Source organism: Methylophaga sp. F-2, from assembly GCF_056859315.1.
Genome location: NZ_JBSXOF010000008.1, coordinates 1 through 13,906, shown reverse-complemented (window position 1 = coordinate 13,906; position 13,906 = coordinate 1). Strand labels below are relative to the sequence as shown.

30 protein-coding genes are annotated in these 13,906 nt (G+C 42.2%); 29 read left to right on the top strand and 1 reads right to left on the bottom strand.

Annotation, left to right across the window (positions count from 1 at the left end; all coding sequences use genetic code 11):
- From AC13DA_RS00745 to rplQ, 29 genes are all read left to right on the top strand, one after another.
- The coding region (locus AC13DA_RS00745; RefSeq protein ID WP_482945752.1) for an EF-Tu C-terminal domain-related protein at positions 1–151 on the top strand (151 nt) is incomplete at its 5' end.
- A gap of 5 nt (positions 152–156) precedes the next feature.
- Entirely contained in the window at positions 157–471 is a 315-nt protein-coding gene (rpsJ, locus tag AC13DA_RS00740) for a 30S ribosomal protein S10 (RefSeq protein ID WP_007144672.1), read from the top strand.
- Positions 472–485: 14 nt separating this feature from the next.
- On the top strand, positions 486–1,118 hold the full coding sequence (rplC, locus tag AC13DA_RS00735; protein WP_007144673.1) for a 50S ribosomal protein L3: 633 nt from the start codon (positions 486–488) through the stop codon (positions 1,116–1,118).
- Between the two features lie 22 nt (positions 1,119–1,140).
- Positions 1,141–1,758, top strand: a complete 618-nt coding sequence (gene rplD, locus AC13DA_RS00730) for a 50S ribosomal protein L4 (RefSeq protein ID WP_007144674.1) — start codon at positions 1,141–1,143, stop codon at positions 1,756–1,758.
- Complete coding sequence (gene rplW / locus AC13DA_RS00725) at positions 1,755–2,048, top strand: 50S ribosomal protein L23 (protein WP_007144675.1); 294 nt, start codon at positions 1,755–1,757, stop codon at positions 2,046–2,048. The genes rplD and rplW overlap by 4 nt, the downstream gene beginning before the upstream one ends.
- 28 nt (positions 2,049–2,076) lie before the next feature.
- On the top strand, positions 2,077–2,904 hold the full coding sequence (rplB, locus tag AC13DA_RS00720; RefSeq protein ID WP_284450594.1) for a 50S ribosomal protein L2: 828 nt from the start codon (positions 2,077–2,079) through the stop codon (positions 2,902–2,904).
- Positions 2,905–2,919: 15 nt separating this feature from the next.
- A complete protein-coding gene (rpsS, locus tag AC13DA_RS00715) occupies positions 2,920–3,195 on the top strand; it encodes a 30S ribosomal protein S19 (RefSeq protein WP_036311918.1) in 276 nt (91 codons plus the stop codon).
- 9 nt (positions 3,196–3,204) lie between these two features.
- On the top strand, positions 3,205–3,537 hold the full coding sequence (gene rplV / locus AC13DA_RS00710) for a 50S ribosomal protein L22 (protein WP_007144678.1): 333 nt from the start codon (positions 3,205–3,207) through the stop codon (positions 3,535–3,537).
- A 12-nt stretch (positions 3,538–3,549) separates the two neighbouring features.
- Positions 3,550–4,212, top strand: a complete 663-nt coding sequence (gene rpsC, locus AC13DA_RS00705) for a 30S ribosomal protein S3 (RefSeq protein ID WP_007144679.1) — start codon at positions 3,550–3,552, stop codon at positions 4,210–4,212.
- An 11-nt stretch (positions 4,213–4,223) separates the two neighbouring features.
- Entirely contained in the window at positions 4,224–4,637 is a 414-nt protein-coding gene (rplP, locus tag AC13DA_RS00700) for a 50S ribosomal protein L16 (protein WP_007144680.1), read from the top strand.
- Positions 4,637–4,822 (top strand): 50S ribosomal protein L29, encoded by a 186-nt coding sequence (gene rpmC / locus AC13DA_RS00695; protein WP_007144681.1) that lies wholly within the window; start codon positions 4,637–4,639, stop codon positions 4,820–4,822. Before rplP ends, rpmC begins: the two co-directional genes overlap by 1 nt.
- A 9-nt stretch (positions 4,823–4,831) precedes the next feature.
- The gene (gene rpsQ, locus AC13DA_RS00690; RefSeq protein WP_007144682.1) at positions 4,832–5,092 is read left to right on the top strand and encodes a 30S ribosomal protein S17; all 261 of its coding nucleotides are present in this window, start codon (positions 4,832–4,834) and stop codon (positions 5,090–5,092) included.
- 28 nt (positions 5,093–5,120) lie between these two features.
- On the top strand, positions 5,121–5,489 hold the full coding sequence (rplN, locus tag AC13DA_RS00685) for a 50S ribosomal protein L14 (RefSeq protein WP_007144683.1): 369 nt from the start codon (positions 5,121–5,123) through the stop codon (positions 5,487–5,489).
- A 12-nt stretch (positions 5,490–5,501) separates the two neighbouring features.
- Positions 5,502–5,828 carry a 50S ribosomal protein L24 gene (rplX, locus tag AC13DA_RS00680; RefSeq protein WP_007144684.1) on the top strand — a complete coding sequence of 109 codons (327 nt, stop codon included), beginning with the start codon at positions 5,502–5,504 and terminating at the stop codon, positions 5,826–5,828.
- Positions 5,829–5,850: 22 nt separating this feature from the next.
- Entirely contained in the window at positions 5,851–6,390 is a 540-nt protein-coding gene (rplE, locus tag AC13DA_RS00675; protein ID WP_273270721.1) for a 50S ribosomal protein L5, read from the top strand.
- Between the two features lie 23 nt (positions 6,391–6,413).
- The gene (rpsN, locus tag AC13DA_RS00670; RefSeq protein WP_007144686.1) at positions 6,414–6,719 is read left to right on the top strand and encodes a 30S ribosomal protein S14; all 306 of its coding nucleotides are present in this window, start codon (positions 6,414–6,416) and stop codon (positions 6,717–6,719) included.
- A 29-nt stretch (positions 6,720–6,748) separates the two neighbouring features.
- Positions 6,749–7,144: a 30S ribosomal protein S8 gene (rpsH, locus tag AC13DA_RS00665; RefSeq protein ID WP_284450593.1), complete on the top strand. Its 396-nt coding sequence runs from the start codon at positions 6,749–6,751 to the stop codon at positions 7,142–7,144.
- Positions 7,145–7,169: 25 nt separating this feature from the next.
- Positions 7,170–7,703, top strand: a complete 534-nt coding sequence (rplF, locus tag AC13DA_RS00660) for a 50S ribosomal protein L6 (protein ID WP_007144688.1) — start codon at positions 7,170–7,172, stop codon at positions 7,701–7,703.
- Between the two features lie 12 nt (positions 7,704–7,715).
- Positions 7,716–8,069, top strand: coding sequence for a 50S ribosomal protein L18 (rplR, locus tag AC13DA_RS00655; RefSeq protein ID WP_007144689.1), 354 nt, complete (start codon positions 7,716–7,718; stop codon positions 8,067–8,069).
- Between the two features lie 17 nt (positions 8,070–8,086).
- Positions 8,087–8,599 carry a 30S ribosomal protein S5 gene (gene rpsE / locus AC13DA_RS00650; RefSeq protein WP_007144690.1) on the top strand — a complete coding sequence of 171 codons (513 nt, stop codon included), beginning with the start codon at positions 8,087–8,089 and terminating at the stop codon, positions 8,597–8,599.
- Positions 8,600–8,604: 5 nt separating this feature from the next.
- Positions 8,605–8,793 carry a 50S ribosomal protein L30 gene (gene rpmD / locus AC13DA_RS00645; RefSeq protein WP_007144691.1) on the top strand — a complete coding sequence of 63 codons (189 nt, stop codon included), beginning with the start codon at positions 8,605–8,607 and terminating at the stop codon, positions 8,791–8,793.
- Between the two features lies 1 nt (position 8,794).
- Positions 8,795–9,229 carry a 50S ribosomal protein L15 gene (gene rplO, locus AC13DA_RS00640; RefSeq protein ID WP_091716151.1) on the top strand — a complete coding sequence of 145 codons (435 nt, stop codon included), beginning with the start codon at positions 8,795–8,797 and terminating at the stop codon, positions 9,227–9,229.
- 5 nt (positions 9,230–9,234) lie between these two features.
- Positions 9,235–10,590, top strand: coding sequence for a preprotein translocase subunit SecY (gene secY, locus AC13DA_RS00635; RefSeq protein WP_007144693.1), 1,356 nt, complete (start codon positions 9,235–9,237; stop codon positions 10,588–10,590).
- A 31-nt stretch (positions 10,591–10,621) separates the two neighbouring features.
- A complete protein-coding gene (rpmJ, locus tag AC13DA_RS00630) occupies positions 10,622–10,735 on the top strand; it encodes a 50S ribosomal protein L36 (protein ID WP_083821451.1) in 114 nt (37 codons plus the stop codon).
- A gap of 86 nt (positions 10,736–10,821) precedes the next feature.
- Complete coding sequence (rpsM, locus tag AC13DA_RS00625) at positions 10,822–11,175, top strand: 30S ribosomal protein S13 (RefSeq protein WP_007144694.1); 354 nt, start codon at positions 10,822–10,824, stop codon at positions 11,173–11,175.
- A gap of 9 nt (positions 11,176–11,184) precedes the next feature.
- Positions 11,185–11,574 (top strand): 30S ribosomal protein S11, encoded by a 390-nt coding sequence (gene rpsK, locus AC13DA_RS00620; protein WP_284450592.1) that lies wholly within the window; start codon positions 11,185–11,187, stop codon positions 11,572–11,574.
- Between the two features lie 21 nt (positions 11,575–11,595).
- Positions 11,596–12,216 carry a 30S ribosomal protein S4 gene (gene rpsD, locus AC13DA_RS00615; protein ID WP_273271099.1) on the top strand — a complete coding sequence of 207 codons (621 nt, stop codon included), beginning with the start codon at positions 11,596–11,598 and terminating at the stop codon, positions 12,214–12,216.
- Positions 12,217–12,257: 41 nt separating this feature from the next.
- Positions 12,258–13,241, top strand: a complete 984-nt coding sequence (locus tag AC13DA_RS00610) for a DNA-directed RNA polymerase subunit alpha (protein WP_091716156.1) — start codon at positions 12,258–12,260, stop codon at positions 13,239–13,241.
- Between the two features lie 39 nt (positions 13,242–13,280).
- The gene (gene rplQ / locus AC13DA_RS00605) at positions 13,281–13,664 is read left to right on the top strand and encodes a 50S ribosomal protein L17 (protein ID WP_007144698.1); all 384 of its coding nucleotides are present in this window, start codon (positions 13,281–13,283) and stop codon (positions 13,662–13,664) included.
- 55 nt (positions 13,665–13,719) lie between these two features.
- Here the strand turns inward: rplQ and AC13DA_RS00600 are convergent.
- The coding region (locus AC13DA_RS00600) for a hypothetical protein (protein WP_482945777.1) at positions 13,720–13,906 on the bottom strand (187 nt) is incomplete at its 5' end.

Here is a 13,906-nt window from a genome sequence, read left to right as displayed (position 1 = left end):
ATCAGGTGTAGAAATGGTTATGCCTGGTGATAACGTTAAGATGGACGTAACTTTGATTGCACCGATTGCGATGGAAGAAGGGTTACGTTTTGCTATTCGTGAAGGCGGCCGCACTGTTGGTGCCGGTGTCGTTAGTAAAATCGTTGAGTAATAGAAATGGCAGCAACGCAAACTATTAGAATTAGGCTGAAATCATTTGATCATCGTTTGATTGATCAATCAGCAAAAGAAATTGTTGAAACTGCAAAACGCACTGGTGCACGTATTAACGGTCCAATTCCGTTGCCTACCAAAAAAGAGCGTTTCACAGTATTGATTTCACCACACGTGAACAAAGATGCTCGTGAACAGTACGAAATTCGTACTCACAAACGTCTTATGGATATTGTTGAGCCTACTGATAAAACAGTAGATGCTTTAATGAAACTGGATCTCGCCGCCGGCGTTGATGTCCAGATTAAGTTGAATTAAGAGGGGCTGGGTCAATGACTATCGGACTCATCGGCCGTAAGCGTGGTATGACACGCATCTTCTCTGAAGATGGTGTTTCTACGCCAGTAACGGTAATTGAAGTAGAACCAAATCGTGTAAGTCAGCTTAAGACTATCGACACAGATGGTTATAACGCTATTCAACTTACAGTTGGTGAGCGTAAAGCATCACGTGTTACTAAGCCTCAGGCTGGTCACTTTGCAAAAGCGCAAGCTGCAGCTGGTCGTAAAGTTATGGAGTTCAGAGTTGATGAACTAAATGACTTAGCACTAGGTTCAGAATTGAAAGTTGATATTTTTGAAGACGGACAGAAGATTGACGTTTCTGGTGTCACTAAAGGTAAAGGTTTCGCTGGTGTTGTAAAACGCTATGGATTCCGTGGTGGTGATGCTACTCATGGTAACTCTCTGTCACACAGAGCACCTGGTTCAATCGGTCAATGTCAAACGCCTGGTCGTGTTTTCAAAGGCAAGAGAATGGCCGGACATATGGGTGACAAAAAACGTACCCTTCAAAACCTGTCAATCGTTAAGGTGGATTCAGAGCGCAATTTACTGTTAGTCAAAGGCTCAGTGCCCGGGGCTACAGGAAGCGATGTGATTATCCGCCCGGCTGTAAAAGCCTAGTAAGATTCTTAGGGGAATAAACGTGGATCTTCAATTACAATCATTTGACGGCAAAAAGGCAGGAAACATTACTGTTTCTGATGCTCTATTTGACCGTGAGTATAATGAGTCATTAGTTCACCAAGTTGTTACTGCATACTTGGCTGGTGCTCGTAGTGGTACACATGCACAAAAATCACGCTCTGATGTGAGTGGTGGTGGCCGTAAACCTTTTTCACAAAAAGGTAGTGGTAGAGCTCGTGCTGGTACAATCCGTAGCCCATTATGGCGCTCAGGTGGTAAAACTTTTGCTGCAACTAATCGTGATTACAGCAAAAAAGTTAACCGTAAAATGTATCGTTCAGCGTTAGCTGTGATTCTGTCTGAGTTACGTCGTAATGATGCATTGATCGTTGTCGACAAAGTTGAAGTCGACTCACCAAAAACTAAAGATTTGCTAAGCAAAACTGAAAGCTTGGGTGTGTCTAATGCATTAATCGTAACTGAGAATGCAGCTGGCAACTTGGCATTAGCATCGCGCAATCTATATGACATTGCAGCGACTGATGCGGCGCACATCAACCCAGTTGCATTGTTGCGCTTTGAAAAAGTCGTCATGAGCGAAGACTCTATCCGTAAACTAGAGGAGTCATACGCATGAACTCAGAACGCTTAACAAAAATTATTCTAGGACCCGTGGTTGCTGAGAAAGCATCACGTGTTGCAGAAAACAATAATCAGGTTGTACTTAAAGTATTACCTAATGCCAACAAAGTCGAAATTAAACAAGCTGTTGAAACCTTGTTTGATGTGAAAGTTGCAGCAGTAACCACAACTAATGTTAAAGGCAAAGTCAAACGTACAGGCCGAGTAATGGGCAAACGTAGTGACTGGAAAAAAGCCTATGTGACATTAGCTGATGGTGCTGATCTCAACTTCCTTGGCGAATAGAAAATAGAATACGTGTGAGGAATCAGGAATGGCATTAAAAAAGGCTAAACCTACATCAGCTGGACGTAGATTCGTTGTTCAAGTCAGTACACCTGACTTACATAACGGCCAACCATATGCGCCGTTAGTTGAAAAGAAATCTAAGTCTGGCGGTCGTAATAACGCTGGTCGTATTACCGTGCGTCACCGTGGTGGTGGCCATAAACAACGTTACCGTTTAATTGACTTTAAACGTAACAAAGACGGTATCCCAGCAGTAGTAGAAAGAATTGAATACGATCCAAATCGTACTGCACATATTGCTTTACTGACCTATGTTGACGGTGAAAAGCGTTACATCATCGCACCAAAAGGTGTTGTAGCAGGTGACCGTCTTGAGTCAGGTGAAGATGCTGCAATCCGTGCTGGTAATGCATTGAAATTATCTGCAATCCCGCTGGGTAGCACAGTGCATTGTATTGAGCTTAAACCAGGCAAAGGTGCTCAGTTAGCACGTAGTGCTGGTAGCAGCGCTCAGTTTGTTGCCCGTGAAAATGGTTATGCCACTATCCGCCTACGTAGCGGTGAAATGCGCAAAGTACCATTAGACTGTAAAGCAACAATGGGTGAAGTAGGTAACGGTGAACATTCTCTTCGTTCATTAGGTAAAGCGGGTGCTACACGCTGGCGTGGTATTCGTCCTACAGTACGTGGTGTTGTAATGAACCCGGTTGATCACCCACATGGTGGTGGTGAAGGTCGTACATCTGGTGGTCGTCATCCTGTGACACCTTGGGGTGTGCCTACTAAAGGCTACAAGACACGTAAAAACAAGCGTACAGACAATATGATCGTACGCCGTCGTAATCGTAAATAAGATTTAGGGAATCCTATGCCGCGTTCAATTAAAAAAGGTCCTTTTATAGACCAGCACCTTGAAAAGAAGGTCTTGGAAGCGAGAGAAACTGATAACAAACGTCCGATTAAAACTTGGTCACGTCGTTCGATGATTTCTCCAGATATGATCGGTTTAACAATTGCCGTTCATAACGGTCGTCAACACGTACCCGTGTTTGTTACAGAAGATATGGTTGGGCATAAGTTGGGTGAGTTCTCACCAACTCGCACCTTTAAAGGTCATGCCGCTGACAAGAAATCTAAACGGTAAGGTTAAGATATGGCTACAAAAGCTAAACTCAGCTACGCACGCATTTCCGCACAAAAGGTGCGCTTGGTTGCAGATCAAATCAGAGGTTTGCCAGTAGAAAGAGCAATCAATCTACTCGCGTTCAGTCCTAAAAAAGCTGCAGAGCTTATGAAAGGCGTGCTGGACTCAGCGATCGCTAACGCTGAACATAATGACGGTGCCGACATCGACGAATTAGTCGTTTCAGCAGTTATGGTTGACGAAGGTCCTACCATGAAACGTATGCAGGCTCGCGCTAAAGGCCGCGGCAACCGTATTCTTAAACGCACCAGCCACATTACTGTGGTTGTAGACGAGAAGTAAGAGAGCAGACTTATGGGACAAAAGGTTCACCCAACAGGTTTTAGACTTGGTATAATTAAAGATTGGAATTCGATCTGGTATGCCGATTCAGCAGATTTTTCAAATATGCTGAGCAATGATCTTAAAGTACGTGATTTTCTTAAACAAAAGTTATCACATGCTTCAGTCAGTAAGATCCAGATTGATAGACCAGCCAAAACTGCCAAAATCACTATCCATACAGCACGTCCGGGTATTGTTATTGGCAAAAAAGGCGAAGATATCGATAAGTTGCGTCAAGAAGCGTCAAAGCTGATGGGTGTTCCTGTCAATGTGGGCGTTGAAGAAATTCGTAAGCCTGAACTTGATGCAACATTAGTTGCTGAAAGTGTAGCGCAGCAACTCGAGCGTCGTATTATGTTCCGTCGTGCAATGAAACGTGCAGTGACAAACACAATGCGCTTAGGTGCTGAAGGTATTCGTATTAATGTTGCAGGTCGTCTGAACGGAGCAGAAATCGCACGTACAGAATGGTACCGTGAAGGTCGTGTGCCTTTACATACATTACGTGCTGACATCGACTATGGTACAGCGGAAGCTAAAACGACTTACGGTATCATCGGTGTCAAAGTTTGGATTTTTAAAGGTGAAGTTTTTGACACAAATGCTCAAAACACACCTGCAGCTGAAAAATAAGGTTATAACCAATGTTACAGCCAAAAAGAACGAAATTTAGAAAGCAGCAGAAGCTGCGCAATAGAGGTCTTGCCCACCGTGGAGCAAAAGTTAGCTTCGGTGAGTTTGGTTTGAAATCTCTTGAGCGTGGACGTATTACAGCGCGTCAGATTGAGGCAGCTCGTAGAGCAATGACTCGTCACATTAAACGTGGCGGTAAAATCTGGATTCGCGTATTTCCTGACAAACCTATTTCCAGCAAACCGTTGGAAGTTCGTCAAGGTAAAGGTAAGGGTAACGTAGAATACTGGGTAGCAAATGTGCAACCAGGTCGTATGCTCTATGAAATGGAAGGTGTGTCTGAAGAGATTGCACGTGAAGCATTCCGTCTGGCAGCAGCAAAACTTCCCGTTAAAACCACATTTGTAACGCGGGCGATACTGTAATGAAAGCAAGCGAAATTAGACAAAAGACAACTGAAGATCTAGTGAAAGAACTAGGTGAGTTGCATAAAGAGCAGTTTAATCTGCGTATGCAGAATGCAACTGGGCAATTAACACGTAACAGTGAATTACAACGTGTACGTAGAGATATTGCTCGCATTAAGACTGTATTGAACGAAAAGAGATAGGGCACGGAAATGAGTGATCAGCAAAGTACAGCACGTTCGTTAACCGGTCGTGTCATTAGTGACAAGATGGACAAAACAATTACCGTTCTGATCGAACGTAGAGTTGCCCATCCGATCTATAAAAAATATGTAAGACGTTCTACCAAGTTACATGTTCATGATGAAAATAATGAATGTAACATTGGTGATACCGTCAGTGTTGCCTCAACTCGCCCACAGTCTAAGACAAAGTGCTGGAAGTTGGTCGAAATCATCGATCGTGCGAAATAAAGCAACTATTCAGTTTGGAGTTTAGACCATGATTCAAATGCAAAGTAGTCTGGAAGTCGCTGATAACAGCGGTGCCAGACGAGTAGAATGTATCAAAGTGTTGGGCGGTTCGCATAAGCGCTACGCAGGTATCGGTGATGTCATTAAAGTGACAATCAAAGAAGCTGCCCCTCGCGGTAAAGTTAAGAAAGGTACTGTTCATAACGCAGTTATCGTAAGAACACGTAAAGGTGTTCGTCGTCCAGATGGTTCAGTAATTCGTTTTGACGAAAATGCTGCAGTACTTCTGAACGCGGCTCAGCAGCCAATCGGTACGCGTATTTTTGGACCAGTTACACGTGAACTACGTGGTGAAAAGTTCATGAAGATTATTTCTCTGGCACCAGAAGTACTATAAAGGAGCGCTGAGATGGAAAGATTGAAAAAAGGCGATCAAGTTGTTGTATTAACAGGCAAAGATCGTGGTAAACAAGGCGAAATCTTAAGCCGTATTGAGAAAGATGGAAAAGTTAAGTTTGTCGTACAAGGCATTAACTTAGTGAAAAAACATCAAAAACCCAATCCGGCTCTAGGTCGCACAGGTGGCATTTTAGAAAAAGAAATGCCGATTGATGGGTCGAATCTGGCTTTATTAAACCCTGCTACTGGCAAGGGCGATAAAGTAGGATTTAAAGTGCTGGAAGATGGAAAAAAAGTCCGCTTCTTCAAATCAAATGGCGAAGTTGTAAGCGCTTGAGCTTCGTATTAGGTAAAACACAGTGAGCAGATTAAAAGATTATTATCGTGAAACAGTAGTTAAACAGTTACAAGACGAGTTTAACTATAAGTCAGTAATGGAAGTGCCGCGCATCACAAAAATCACTCTGAATATGGGTGTTGGTGAAGCATTAACTGATAAGAAAGTGCTTGAGAATGCAATGGCTGACATGGAAAAAATTGCCGGTCAAAAGCCAGTTGTTACAAAAGCAAAGAAATCAGTTGCAGGCTTTAAAGTACGTGAAGGCTGGCCGATCGGATGTAAAGTGACATTACGTGCTGACCGCATGTATGACTTTCTTGACCGTCTGATTACCATTTCAATTCCTCGTATCAGAGATTTTCGTGGTTTAAATCCGAAGTCTTTTGATGGTCAGGGAAACTATAGTATGGGGATTAAAGAGCAAATTATCTTCCCAGAAATTGAATATGACAGAATCGATAAATTACGTGGTATGGATGTGACCATCACAACAACAGCAAAAAATGCTGAAGAATCACGTGCTTTGTTAACTGCATTCAAGTTTCCATTTAGAAAATAAACAAGGTTGGATGGTAAAAGATTATGGCTAAACGTTGCATGATTAATCGCGAAATCAAAAGAGCGAAACTGGTTGAAAAATACGCTGCAAAACGTGCGGAATTAAAGAAACAAATGTTGGATATGTCTCTACCTGCTGAACAACGTGAAGCAGCGGCGACAAAGTTCCACGCGCTTCCACGTAATTCAAGTCCTGTACGCATGAGAAATCGTTGTGAATTAACGGGTAGACCACACGGTTATTACCGTAAATTTGGTTTGTCCAGAAATAAGCTGCGCGAGCATGCAATGAAGGGCGATATCCCTGGTTTGGTAATGGCTAGTTGGTAATTACCAACCTGATTAGTGGAGCTATATAAATGAGTATGACAGATCCTATTGCTGATATGCTGACTCGCATTCGTAATGCACAGCAAGCAAACAAAGTCGATGTGAAAATGCCTTCATCTAAGGTAAAGATTAGCATTGCAAAAGTACTAGAAGATGAAGGTTACATCTCATCATTCAATGTGAGTGATGTAGAAGGTAAATCAATCTTGACAGTCACTCTTAAATATTTTGAGGGTAAGCCTGTAATCGCTGAAATTAACCGTGTTAGTCGTCCTGGTTTGCGTGTATACAAATCAGCTGATGATTTGCCACGTGTCGTTGGTGGTTTAGGTGTTGCTATCGTGTCTACATCTAAAGGTGTAATGGCTGACCGTAAAGCTCGCGCCTTAGGTCAAGGCGGCGAAGTTTTGTGCGCTGTTAGCTAAGCCTTTATTTATTGGAGATTGTAAAATGTCACGTATTGCAAATGCACCAGTACAAATTCCGGCAGGCGTAGAAATTTCACTGAGTGATACTGAAGTTACGGTTAAAGGTTCAAAAGGAACATTAACACGTAATATTCACCCTGATGTTAGCGTCAGCCAAGAAGATTCAGCTTTGAAATTTGCAGCAAATGTTAATTCACAAGCTGCAGTTGCTTTAGCTGGTACAACCCGCGCATTACTCAATAACATGGTTATTGGCGTTACAGAAGGCTTTGTTAAGAAGCTGACTCTGGTCGGTGTTGGTTACCGTGCTAAAGCTCAAGGCAACAAATTAGATCTAACCCTAGGCTTTTCTCACCCTGTTCAATACGAAGTACCAGAAGGTATTAGTGTTGAAACTCCAAGTCAGACAGAAATCGTTGTCTCGGGTGCTGATAAGCAAGCTGTTGGTCAGGTTGCAGCAGAAATTCGCGCATACCGTTCACCTGAACCTTATAAAGGTAAAGGTGTACGTTATTCTGACGAACATGTTGCTCGTAAAGAAGCTAAGAAAAAGTAAATAGGCTGAAAAATGGATAAGAAAATTTCACGTTTACGTAGAGCGGCTAGAGCGCGTGCAAAGCTGAGAGAGTTAGAAGTATATAGACTAACTGTTCACAGAACGCCTCGCCATATCTACGCACAAGTTCTGACTCATGACAGTTCTAAAGTTATCGCTACTGCATCGACTTTAGATGCTGAAGTGAAAAAAGACCTTAAAGCTACAGGCAATATTGATGCAGCAACAGCTGTAGGTAAAGCTATTGCAGAGCGTGCTGCTAAGCAAGGTGTTACTGAAGTCGCTTTCGATCGTTCAGGTTTTAGATACCATGGTCGTGTAAAAGCATTAGCTGATGCAGCCCGTGAAAACGGCCTTCAGTTCTAATTTAAAAGGTAATTAACATGGCTCAGAATGATCAAAGACAAGCCAATAACTCTGATGGCTTAATTGAAAAATTAGTTGGTATTCGTCGCGTTGCTAAAGTTGTAAAAGGCGGTCGCGTATTTGGTTTCTCTGCTTTGACTGTTGTCGGCGATGGAAACGGCCGCGTTGGTTTCGGCCAAGGTAAAGCTCGTGAAGTGCCTGTCGCAATCCAAAAAGCAATGGATGAAGCTCGCAAAAACATGAAAACTGTTGCGCTGAAAGGCGATACACTGCAGCACGCAGTTAAATCTAGTCATGGTGCAGCAAAAGTATTCATGCAACCTGCATCTGAAGGTACAGGTGTTATTGCCGGTGGTGCGATGCGTGCAGTATTCGATGCCGTAGGTGTACATAACGTATTGGCTAAGTCAAATGGATCAACTAACCCACTTAATGTTGTTCGTGCAACAATTAAAGGGTTAACTGATATGAATAATCCTGAAGCAATTGCTGCCAAACGTGGTAAGACAGTTGAAGAGATTACGGAATAATAAAGATGTCATCACAAGCTAAATTGAAAGTCACCTTGGTGAAAAGTACCATTGGTCGTCTAGCAAAACATAAAGCATGTGTATCTGGTTTAGGTCTTAGAAAAACTGGAAGCAGTGCCATCGTGCTGGATACACCTGAAAATCGAGGCATGATCAATCATGTATCGTATTTATTAAAGGTTGAGGAAGTTTAAGATGAACCTAAATACACTTGCTCCTGCTGAAGGTGAAAAAAAATCAGCAAAACGTGTTGGACGTGGTATCGGATCTGGTTTAGGAAAAACCTGTGGCCGTGGTCACAAAGGTCAGAAATCACGCTCTGGTGGATTTCATAAAAGAGGTTTTGAAGGCGGTCAGATGCCTTTACAACGTCGACTGCCTAAAGTGGGTTTCAGTTCGCGTGTAGGTCGTACAACTGCTCAGATTCGTTTAGACGATCTGAAAAAAGTTACGGCAGATACAATCGATTTGTTAGCACTGAAATCTGCTGGACTCGTCCCAGAAAACACATTGCGTGTGAAAGTCATTAACTCAGGTGAAGTTAAATCTGCAGTTAATTTGAAAGGCATTGTTGCAACCGCAGGCGCAAAAAGTGCGATTGAGGCTGCAGGCGGAAAAGTCGAAGAGTAATATAAGTGGAAAAAAACAGACAACAAGCTGCTGCAGCTATGCTCGGAAGCGGTAAGTTTGGCGAGTTAAAAAGTCGCCTGCTTTTCGTTTTGGGAGCATTAATCGTTTACCGTATGGGAACATTTATGCCTGTTCCAGGTATAGATCCGGCGGCATTAGCGATCATGTTTGAACAGCAAAAAGGAACCATCTTAGACATGTTTAACATGTTTTCAGGTGGTGCCTTGCAGCGTTTGTCTGTTTTTGCCCTCGGTATCATGCCATACATCTCTGCATCGATTATCATGCAGCTTTTAACAGTTGTTCATCCGAAACTTGAACAACTGAAAAAAGAAGGTGCGGCTGGTAAACGTAAGATTACTCAATATACACGTTACGGCACACTTGTTTTAGCTACCTTCCAGGCACTTGGTATCGCAATAGCATTGGAATCACAAAGTGCTTCAGGCGTTAATGTCGTTATCGACCCTGGTTTTGTGTTTCGAATAACTGCCGTGATTACACTGGTGACGGGAACAATGTTCCTGATGTGGCTTGGCGAGCAGATTACTGAGCGTGGCATTGGTAATGGTATTTCACTGATTATCTTTGCAGGTATTGTAGCTGGTTTACCCGCAGCGGTAGGCGGCACATTAGAATTGGCAAGAACTGGACAACTTCACGCTTTCTTAGTAATTGCTCTGATTTTCTTGGCATTGGCTGTTACTGCGTTTGTTGTTTTTGTCGAAAGAGCACAGCGTCGTATACCTGTACATTACGCAAAACGTCAGCAAGGCAGAAAAATGATTGCTGGTCAGGTAACGCATCTCCCATTGAAATTGAACATGGCAGGTGTAATACCCCCAATTTTTGCTTCAAGTATCATACTGTTTCCTGCTACAATAGCCGGCTGGTTTGGCTCGACTGATGGTATGGGCTGGTTGAAGGATATATCAACACTGATGTCTCCTGGTCAACCTATGTATGTTATGGCTTATGCTGTAGCGATTGTTTTCTTCTGTTTCTTCTACACTGCCTTAGTGTTTAATCCTAAAGAAACGGCAGAGAACTTACAGAAGTCTGGCGCTTTTATTCCTGGTATTCGTCCAGGCGAGCAGACAGCGAGATATATCGACACAGTGATGGGGCGTTTAACCCTTGCTGGTGCCATATATATTACTGCGGTGTGTTTGCTGCCAGAGTTTCTGATTTTATATTGGAGTGTGCCTTTCTATTTTGGTGGTACATCTCTGCTGATTATCGTTGTCGTGGTGATGGATTTTGTTTCTCAAGTCCAGTCTCACATGATGTCTCAGCAGTATGAAAGTTTGATGAGAAAGTCAAATAAAAATAATGGTGGGATGTCTGGCTTTTTAGGCTAGAACCACGAACAAGGTTTGCTGGAGAAAAAACATGAAAGTTCAGGCGTCAGTTAAAAAGATTTGTCGCAATTGTAAAATTGTAAAAAGAAATGGTGTTTTACGAGTTATTTGTTCAGAAGCTCGTCATAAACAGCGCCAAGGTTAATTGGCGAATATCTTTAGTTAGTTGTTGAACAAAACAATTGTATGTTACAATTCAATGTTCACTCCTGAGGAATTTAGGGTAAATCAATGGCTCGTATAGCTGGTATTAATGTTCCTGTGCAGAAGCACACTGTAATTGCTTTAACATCAATTTACGGTATCGGACGCACACGTGCTCAATCAATCTGTGAAGCTGCTGGAATTGCTCCAGACACGAAAGTAAGAGATTTGTCTGAGCAGGAAGTTGAAGTGCTTCGTACCGAAGTTGCAAAATTCACTGTAGAAGGTGATTTACGTCGTGAAGTATCTATGGATATCAAACGGTTGAAAGACCTTGGTTGTTTCCGTGGTGTTCGCCACCGTAGAGGTCTTCCGGTTCGCGGCCAAAGAACTAAAACAAATGCAAGGACTCGTAAAGGTCCTCGCCGTATGGTTAAGTAAGGATAAACGATGGCAAATTCATCAGCACGACAACGTAAACGTGTAAAAAAGAATGTTGTTGATGGCGTAGCACACGTGCACGCTTCTTTTAACAACACAATCGTTACTATAACGGATCGTCAAGGTAATGCCTTGTCATGGGCAACATCTGGTGGTTGTGGTTTCCGCGGTTCACGTAAAAGCACTCCTTTCGCAGCTCAGGTTGCTGCTGAAAAAGCAGGAGAAGTTGCTAAAGAATTTGGTATGAAGAACCTTGATGTTGAAATCAAAGGTCCTGGCCCAGGTCGTGAGTCAGCTGTAAGAGCTCTGAATAATTTAGGTTTTAAAATTACTAATATTTTAGACGTTACACCTATTCCTCACAACGGTTGCCGTCCACCTAAGCGTCGCCGCGTTTAATAGATTTCGGAGTAATACATAATGGGAAAATATCGTGGCCCAACTTGTAAATTAAGCCGTAGAGAAGGTACGGATCTGTTCCTAAAGAGCAGAGGCAACCCAATCGAAAGTAAATGCAAGATTGAAACAAAACCAGGTCAACATGGCGCTCGTAGAGGTCGTGATTCAGACTACGCACTACAGCTTCGTGCTAAACAACGTATTCGTCGTATTTATGGTGTTTTAGAAAAACAATTCCGTAACTACTACAAATCAGCAGATCAAAAGAAAGGTGCTACAGGTGTCAATCTGTTAAGCATGCTAGAACAACGTTTAGATAATGTTGTATACAGAATGGGATTTGCTGGTACGCGTGCAGAGGCAAGACAGCTTGTTTCACACAAAGCTATTTTGGTTAACGGAAAAGCGACCAATATCCCTTCTTATCAAGTAAAAGAAGGCGATGTCGTCGAAATCCGTGAAAAAGCTAAAAAGCAAGAGCGTATTGCAAACGCAATGTCTGTTGCAGAACAATTAGGTTTTCCTGAGTGGGTTGAAGTTAATACAAAAGCATTTTCTGGTACGTTTAAACGTTTACCAGAACGTGATGAGCTTCCAGCCGAATTATCAGAAAACTTGGTTGTAGAGCTTTACTCGAAATAATCATAACTAAACTTCAATAGAAGTTTACTAGAGGAATTTGCATGACGACTTACACGAGTCAATTTCTAAAACCAAGGATTGTTGATATCCAAAAGTTTAGTGATACGCGTACACGTCTTGTACTTGAGCCGTTAGAGCGTGGCTTTGGTCATACTTTAGGTAACGCACTGCGCAGAATTTTATTGTCTTCAATGGAAGGCGCCGCAGTTGTTGAAGCCCAGATTGATGGCGTTGTACATGAGTACTCGGCTATTGATGGCGTTCAAGAAGATGTTTTAGATATTCTTCTTAACATGAAAGGCATTGCGGTCAAGCTTCATGAAGGTAATGAAGTCGTCTTGACTCTTAATAAAGAGGGTGTTGGCCCTGTAACGGCAGCTGATATTCAGTTACCGCATAATGTCGAGATTGTAAATCCTGAACATGTGATTGCAAATCTGACTGGTGGTAGCCTTTCTATTACCTTTAAAGTAACAAAAGGCCGTGGTTACTCTGCAGCAAATACTCGTAATGTGGGTGAGGATGAAGATCGTGCTATCGGTCAACTGTATCTTGACGCATCATTCAGTCCTGTACGTCTTGTTACTTACAGTGTAGAAAGTGCGCGTGTTGAAAACCGCACGGACTTAGATAAGCTGATCATTGATGTTGAAACTGACGGTACGCTTGAAGCTGAAGACAGTATTAAATATGCTGCAACTATCTTAAGTGATCAGTTGACTTCATTCGTTGACTTTACAGTCATTGAAGAAAGTGTATCTGAACCAAAACAACCAGCAGTTGATCCAGCATTATTGCAAGCAATTGATGATCTTGATCTGACTGTCAGATCTGCTAACTGTTTAAAAGCAGAAAATATTTATTATGTAGGTGACTTAATTCAGCGTACAGAAATGGAATTGCTGAAAACGCCGAACTTAGGTAAAAAGTCATTAACGGAAATTAAAGAAGTATTGGCTTCAAAAGGTTTGTCATTAGGCATGCACTTAGATAACTGGCCACCTGCTTCTTTAGAGCAAAAATAATACTGAAGTAATTCAGCATAAAAGAATAGGGTAACAACAATGCGTCATCGTAATTCTGGTCGTAAATTAAATCGTAACAGCAGCCACAGAAAGGCTATGTTCAAAAACATGGCTACATCTTTGTTTGAACACGAAATCATTCGTACCACTTTGCCTAAGGCTAAAGAGTTACGTGGTGTCGTTGAGCCTCTGATTACTTTAGGCAAAAAAGATTCTGTAGCGAATCGCCGCCTAGCTTTTGCAAGACTTGGCGATAGAGAAGCTGTAACAAAGCTTTTCAATGTTATTGGTCCACGTTCATCTAACCGTCCTGGCGGTTATGTCAGAATTCTGAAAACAGGATTCCGTCAAGGTGATAAAGCACCAATGGCAATCGTAGAGTTAGTAGATAGAGATGTACAAGAATCAGAAGCTGCTGAATAAGCAATATCTGATTAAAAAAATAATAAAAGAGCCGGCTTTATGCCGGCTTTTTTATTTATGTAAGCATTAATTTAAAAAAGCGCTTGCATACATTAAATGCTTCGCGTAATATGCGCTCCTCTTGCTGATGAGGGAACCTGAAAAGGCTGATTGAATTGGCATTTGGCTTAAGGTTTACAGTTTTAAAAATGTAAAAAATTAAGTTGACAGTCTGGCAGAGAGCTGTATAATTCTCGCTTCTT

Excerpts from the sequence above, each read along its gene's own strand:
- rplN (WP_007144683.1), top strand. The coding sequence starts at position 5,121 with ATGATTCAAATGCAAAGTAGTCTGGAAGTCGCTGATAACAGCGGTGCC.
- rplX (WP_007144684.1), top strand. The coding sequence starts at position 5,502 with ATGGAAAGATTGAAAAAAGGCGATCAAGTTGTTGTATTAACAGGCAAA.
- rpsM (WP_007144694.1), top strand. The coding sequence starts at position 10,822 with ATGGCTCGTATAGCTGGTATTAATGTTCCTGTGCAGAAGCACACTGTA.
- rplR (WP_007144689.1), top strand. The coding sequence starts at position 7,716 with ATGGATAAGAAAATTTCACGTTTACGTAGAGCGGCTAGAGCGCGTGCA.
- AC13DA_RS00610 (WP_091716156.1), top strand. The coding sequence starts at position 12,258 with ATGACGACTTACACGAGTCAATTTCTAAAACCAAGGATTGTTGATATC.
- rplP (WP_007144680.1), top strand. The coding sequence starts at position 4,224 with ATGTTACAGCCAAAAAGAACGAAATTTAGAAAGCAGCAGAAGCTGCGC.
- rpsH (WP_284450593.1), top strand. The coding sequence starts at position 6,749 with ATGAGTATGACAGATCCTATTGCTGATATGCTGACTCGCATTCGTAAT.
- rpsJ (WP_007144672.1), top strand. The coding sequence starts at position 157 with ATGGCAGCAACGCAAACTATTAGAATTAGGCTGAAATCATTTGATCAT.
- rpsS (WP_036311918.1), top strand. The coding sequence starts at position 2,920 with ATGCCGCGTTCAATTAAAAAAGGTCCTTTTATAGACCAGCACCTTGAA.
- rplV (WP_007144678.1), top strand. The coding sequence starts at position 3,205 with ATGGCTACAAAAGCTAAACTCAGCTACGCACGCATTTCCGCACAAAAG.
- rpsK (WP_284450592.1), top strand. The coding sequence starts at position 11,185 with ATGGCAAATTCATCAGCACGACAACGTAAACGTGTAAAAAAGAATGTT.
- rpmC (WP_007144681.1), top strand. The coding sequence starts at position 4,637 with ATGAAAGCAAGCGAAATTAGACAAAAGACAACTGAAGATCTAGTGAAA.
- rpsQ (WP_007144682.1), top strand. The coding sequence starts at position 4,832 with ATGAGTGATCAGCAAAGTACAGCACGTTCGTTAACCGGTCGTGTCATT.
- rplW (WP_007144675.1), top strand. The coding sequence starts at position 1,755 with ATGAACTCAGAACGCTTAACAAAAATTATTCTAGGACCCGTGGTTGCT.
- rpmD (WP_007144691.1), top strand. The coding sequence starts at position 8,605 with ATGTCATCACAAGCTAAATTGAAAGTCACCTTGGTGAAAAGTACCATT.
- rplQ (WP_007144698.1), top strand. The coding sequence starts at position 13,281 with ATGCGTCATCGTAATTCTGGTCGTAAATTAAATCGTAACAGCAGCCAC.
- rplC (WP_007144673.1), top strand. The coding sequence starts at position 486 with ATGACTATCGGACTCATCGGCCGTAAGCGTGGTATGACACGCATCTTC.
- rpmJ (WP_083821451.1), top strand. The coding sequence starts at position 10,622 with ATGAAAGTTCAGGCGTCAGTTAAAAAGATTTGTCGCAATTGTAAAATT.
- rplB (WP_284450594.1), top strand. The coding sequence starts at position 2,077 with ATGGCATTAAAAAAGGCTAAACCTACATCAGCTGGACGTAGATTCGTT.
- rplO (WP_091716151.1), top strand. The coding sequence starts at position 8,795 with ATGAACCTAAATACACTTGCTCCTGCTGAAGGTGAAAAAAAATCAGCA.
- rpsE (WP_007144690.1), top strand. The coding sequence starts at position 8,087 with ATGGCTCAGAATGATCAAAGACAAGCCAATAACTCTGATGGCTTAATT.
- rpsN (WP_007144686.1), top strand. The coding sequence starts at position 6,414 with ATGGCTAAACGTTGCATGATTAATCGCGAAATCAAAAGAGCGAAACTG.
- rpsD (WP_273271099.1), top strand. The coding sequence starts at position 11,596 with ATGGGAAAATATCGTGGCCCAACTTGTAAATTAAGCCGTAGAGAAGGT.
- rplF (WP_007144688.1), top strand. The coding sequence starts at position 7,170 with ATGTCACGTATTGCAAATGCACCAGTACAAATTCCGGCAGGCGTAGAA.
- rpsC (WP_007144679.1), top strand. The coding sequence starts at position 3,550 with ATGGGACAAAAGGTTCACCCAACAGGTTTTAGACTTGGTATAATTAAA.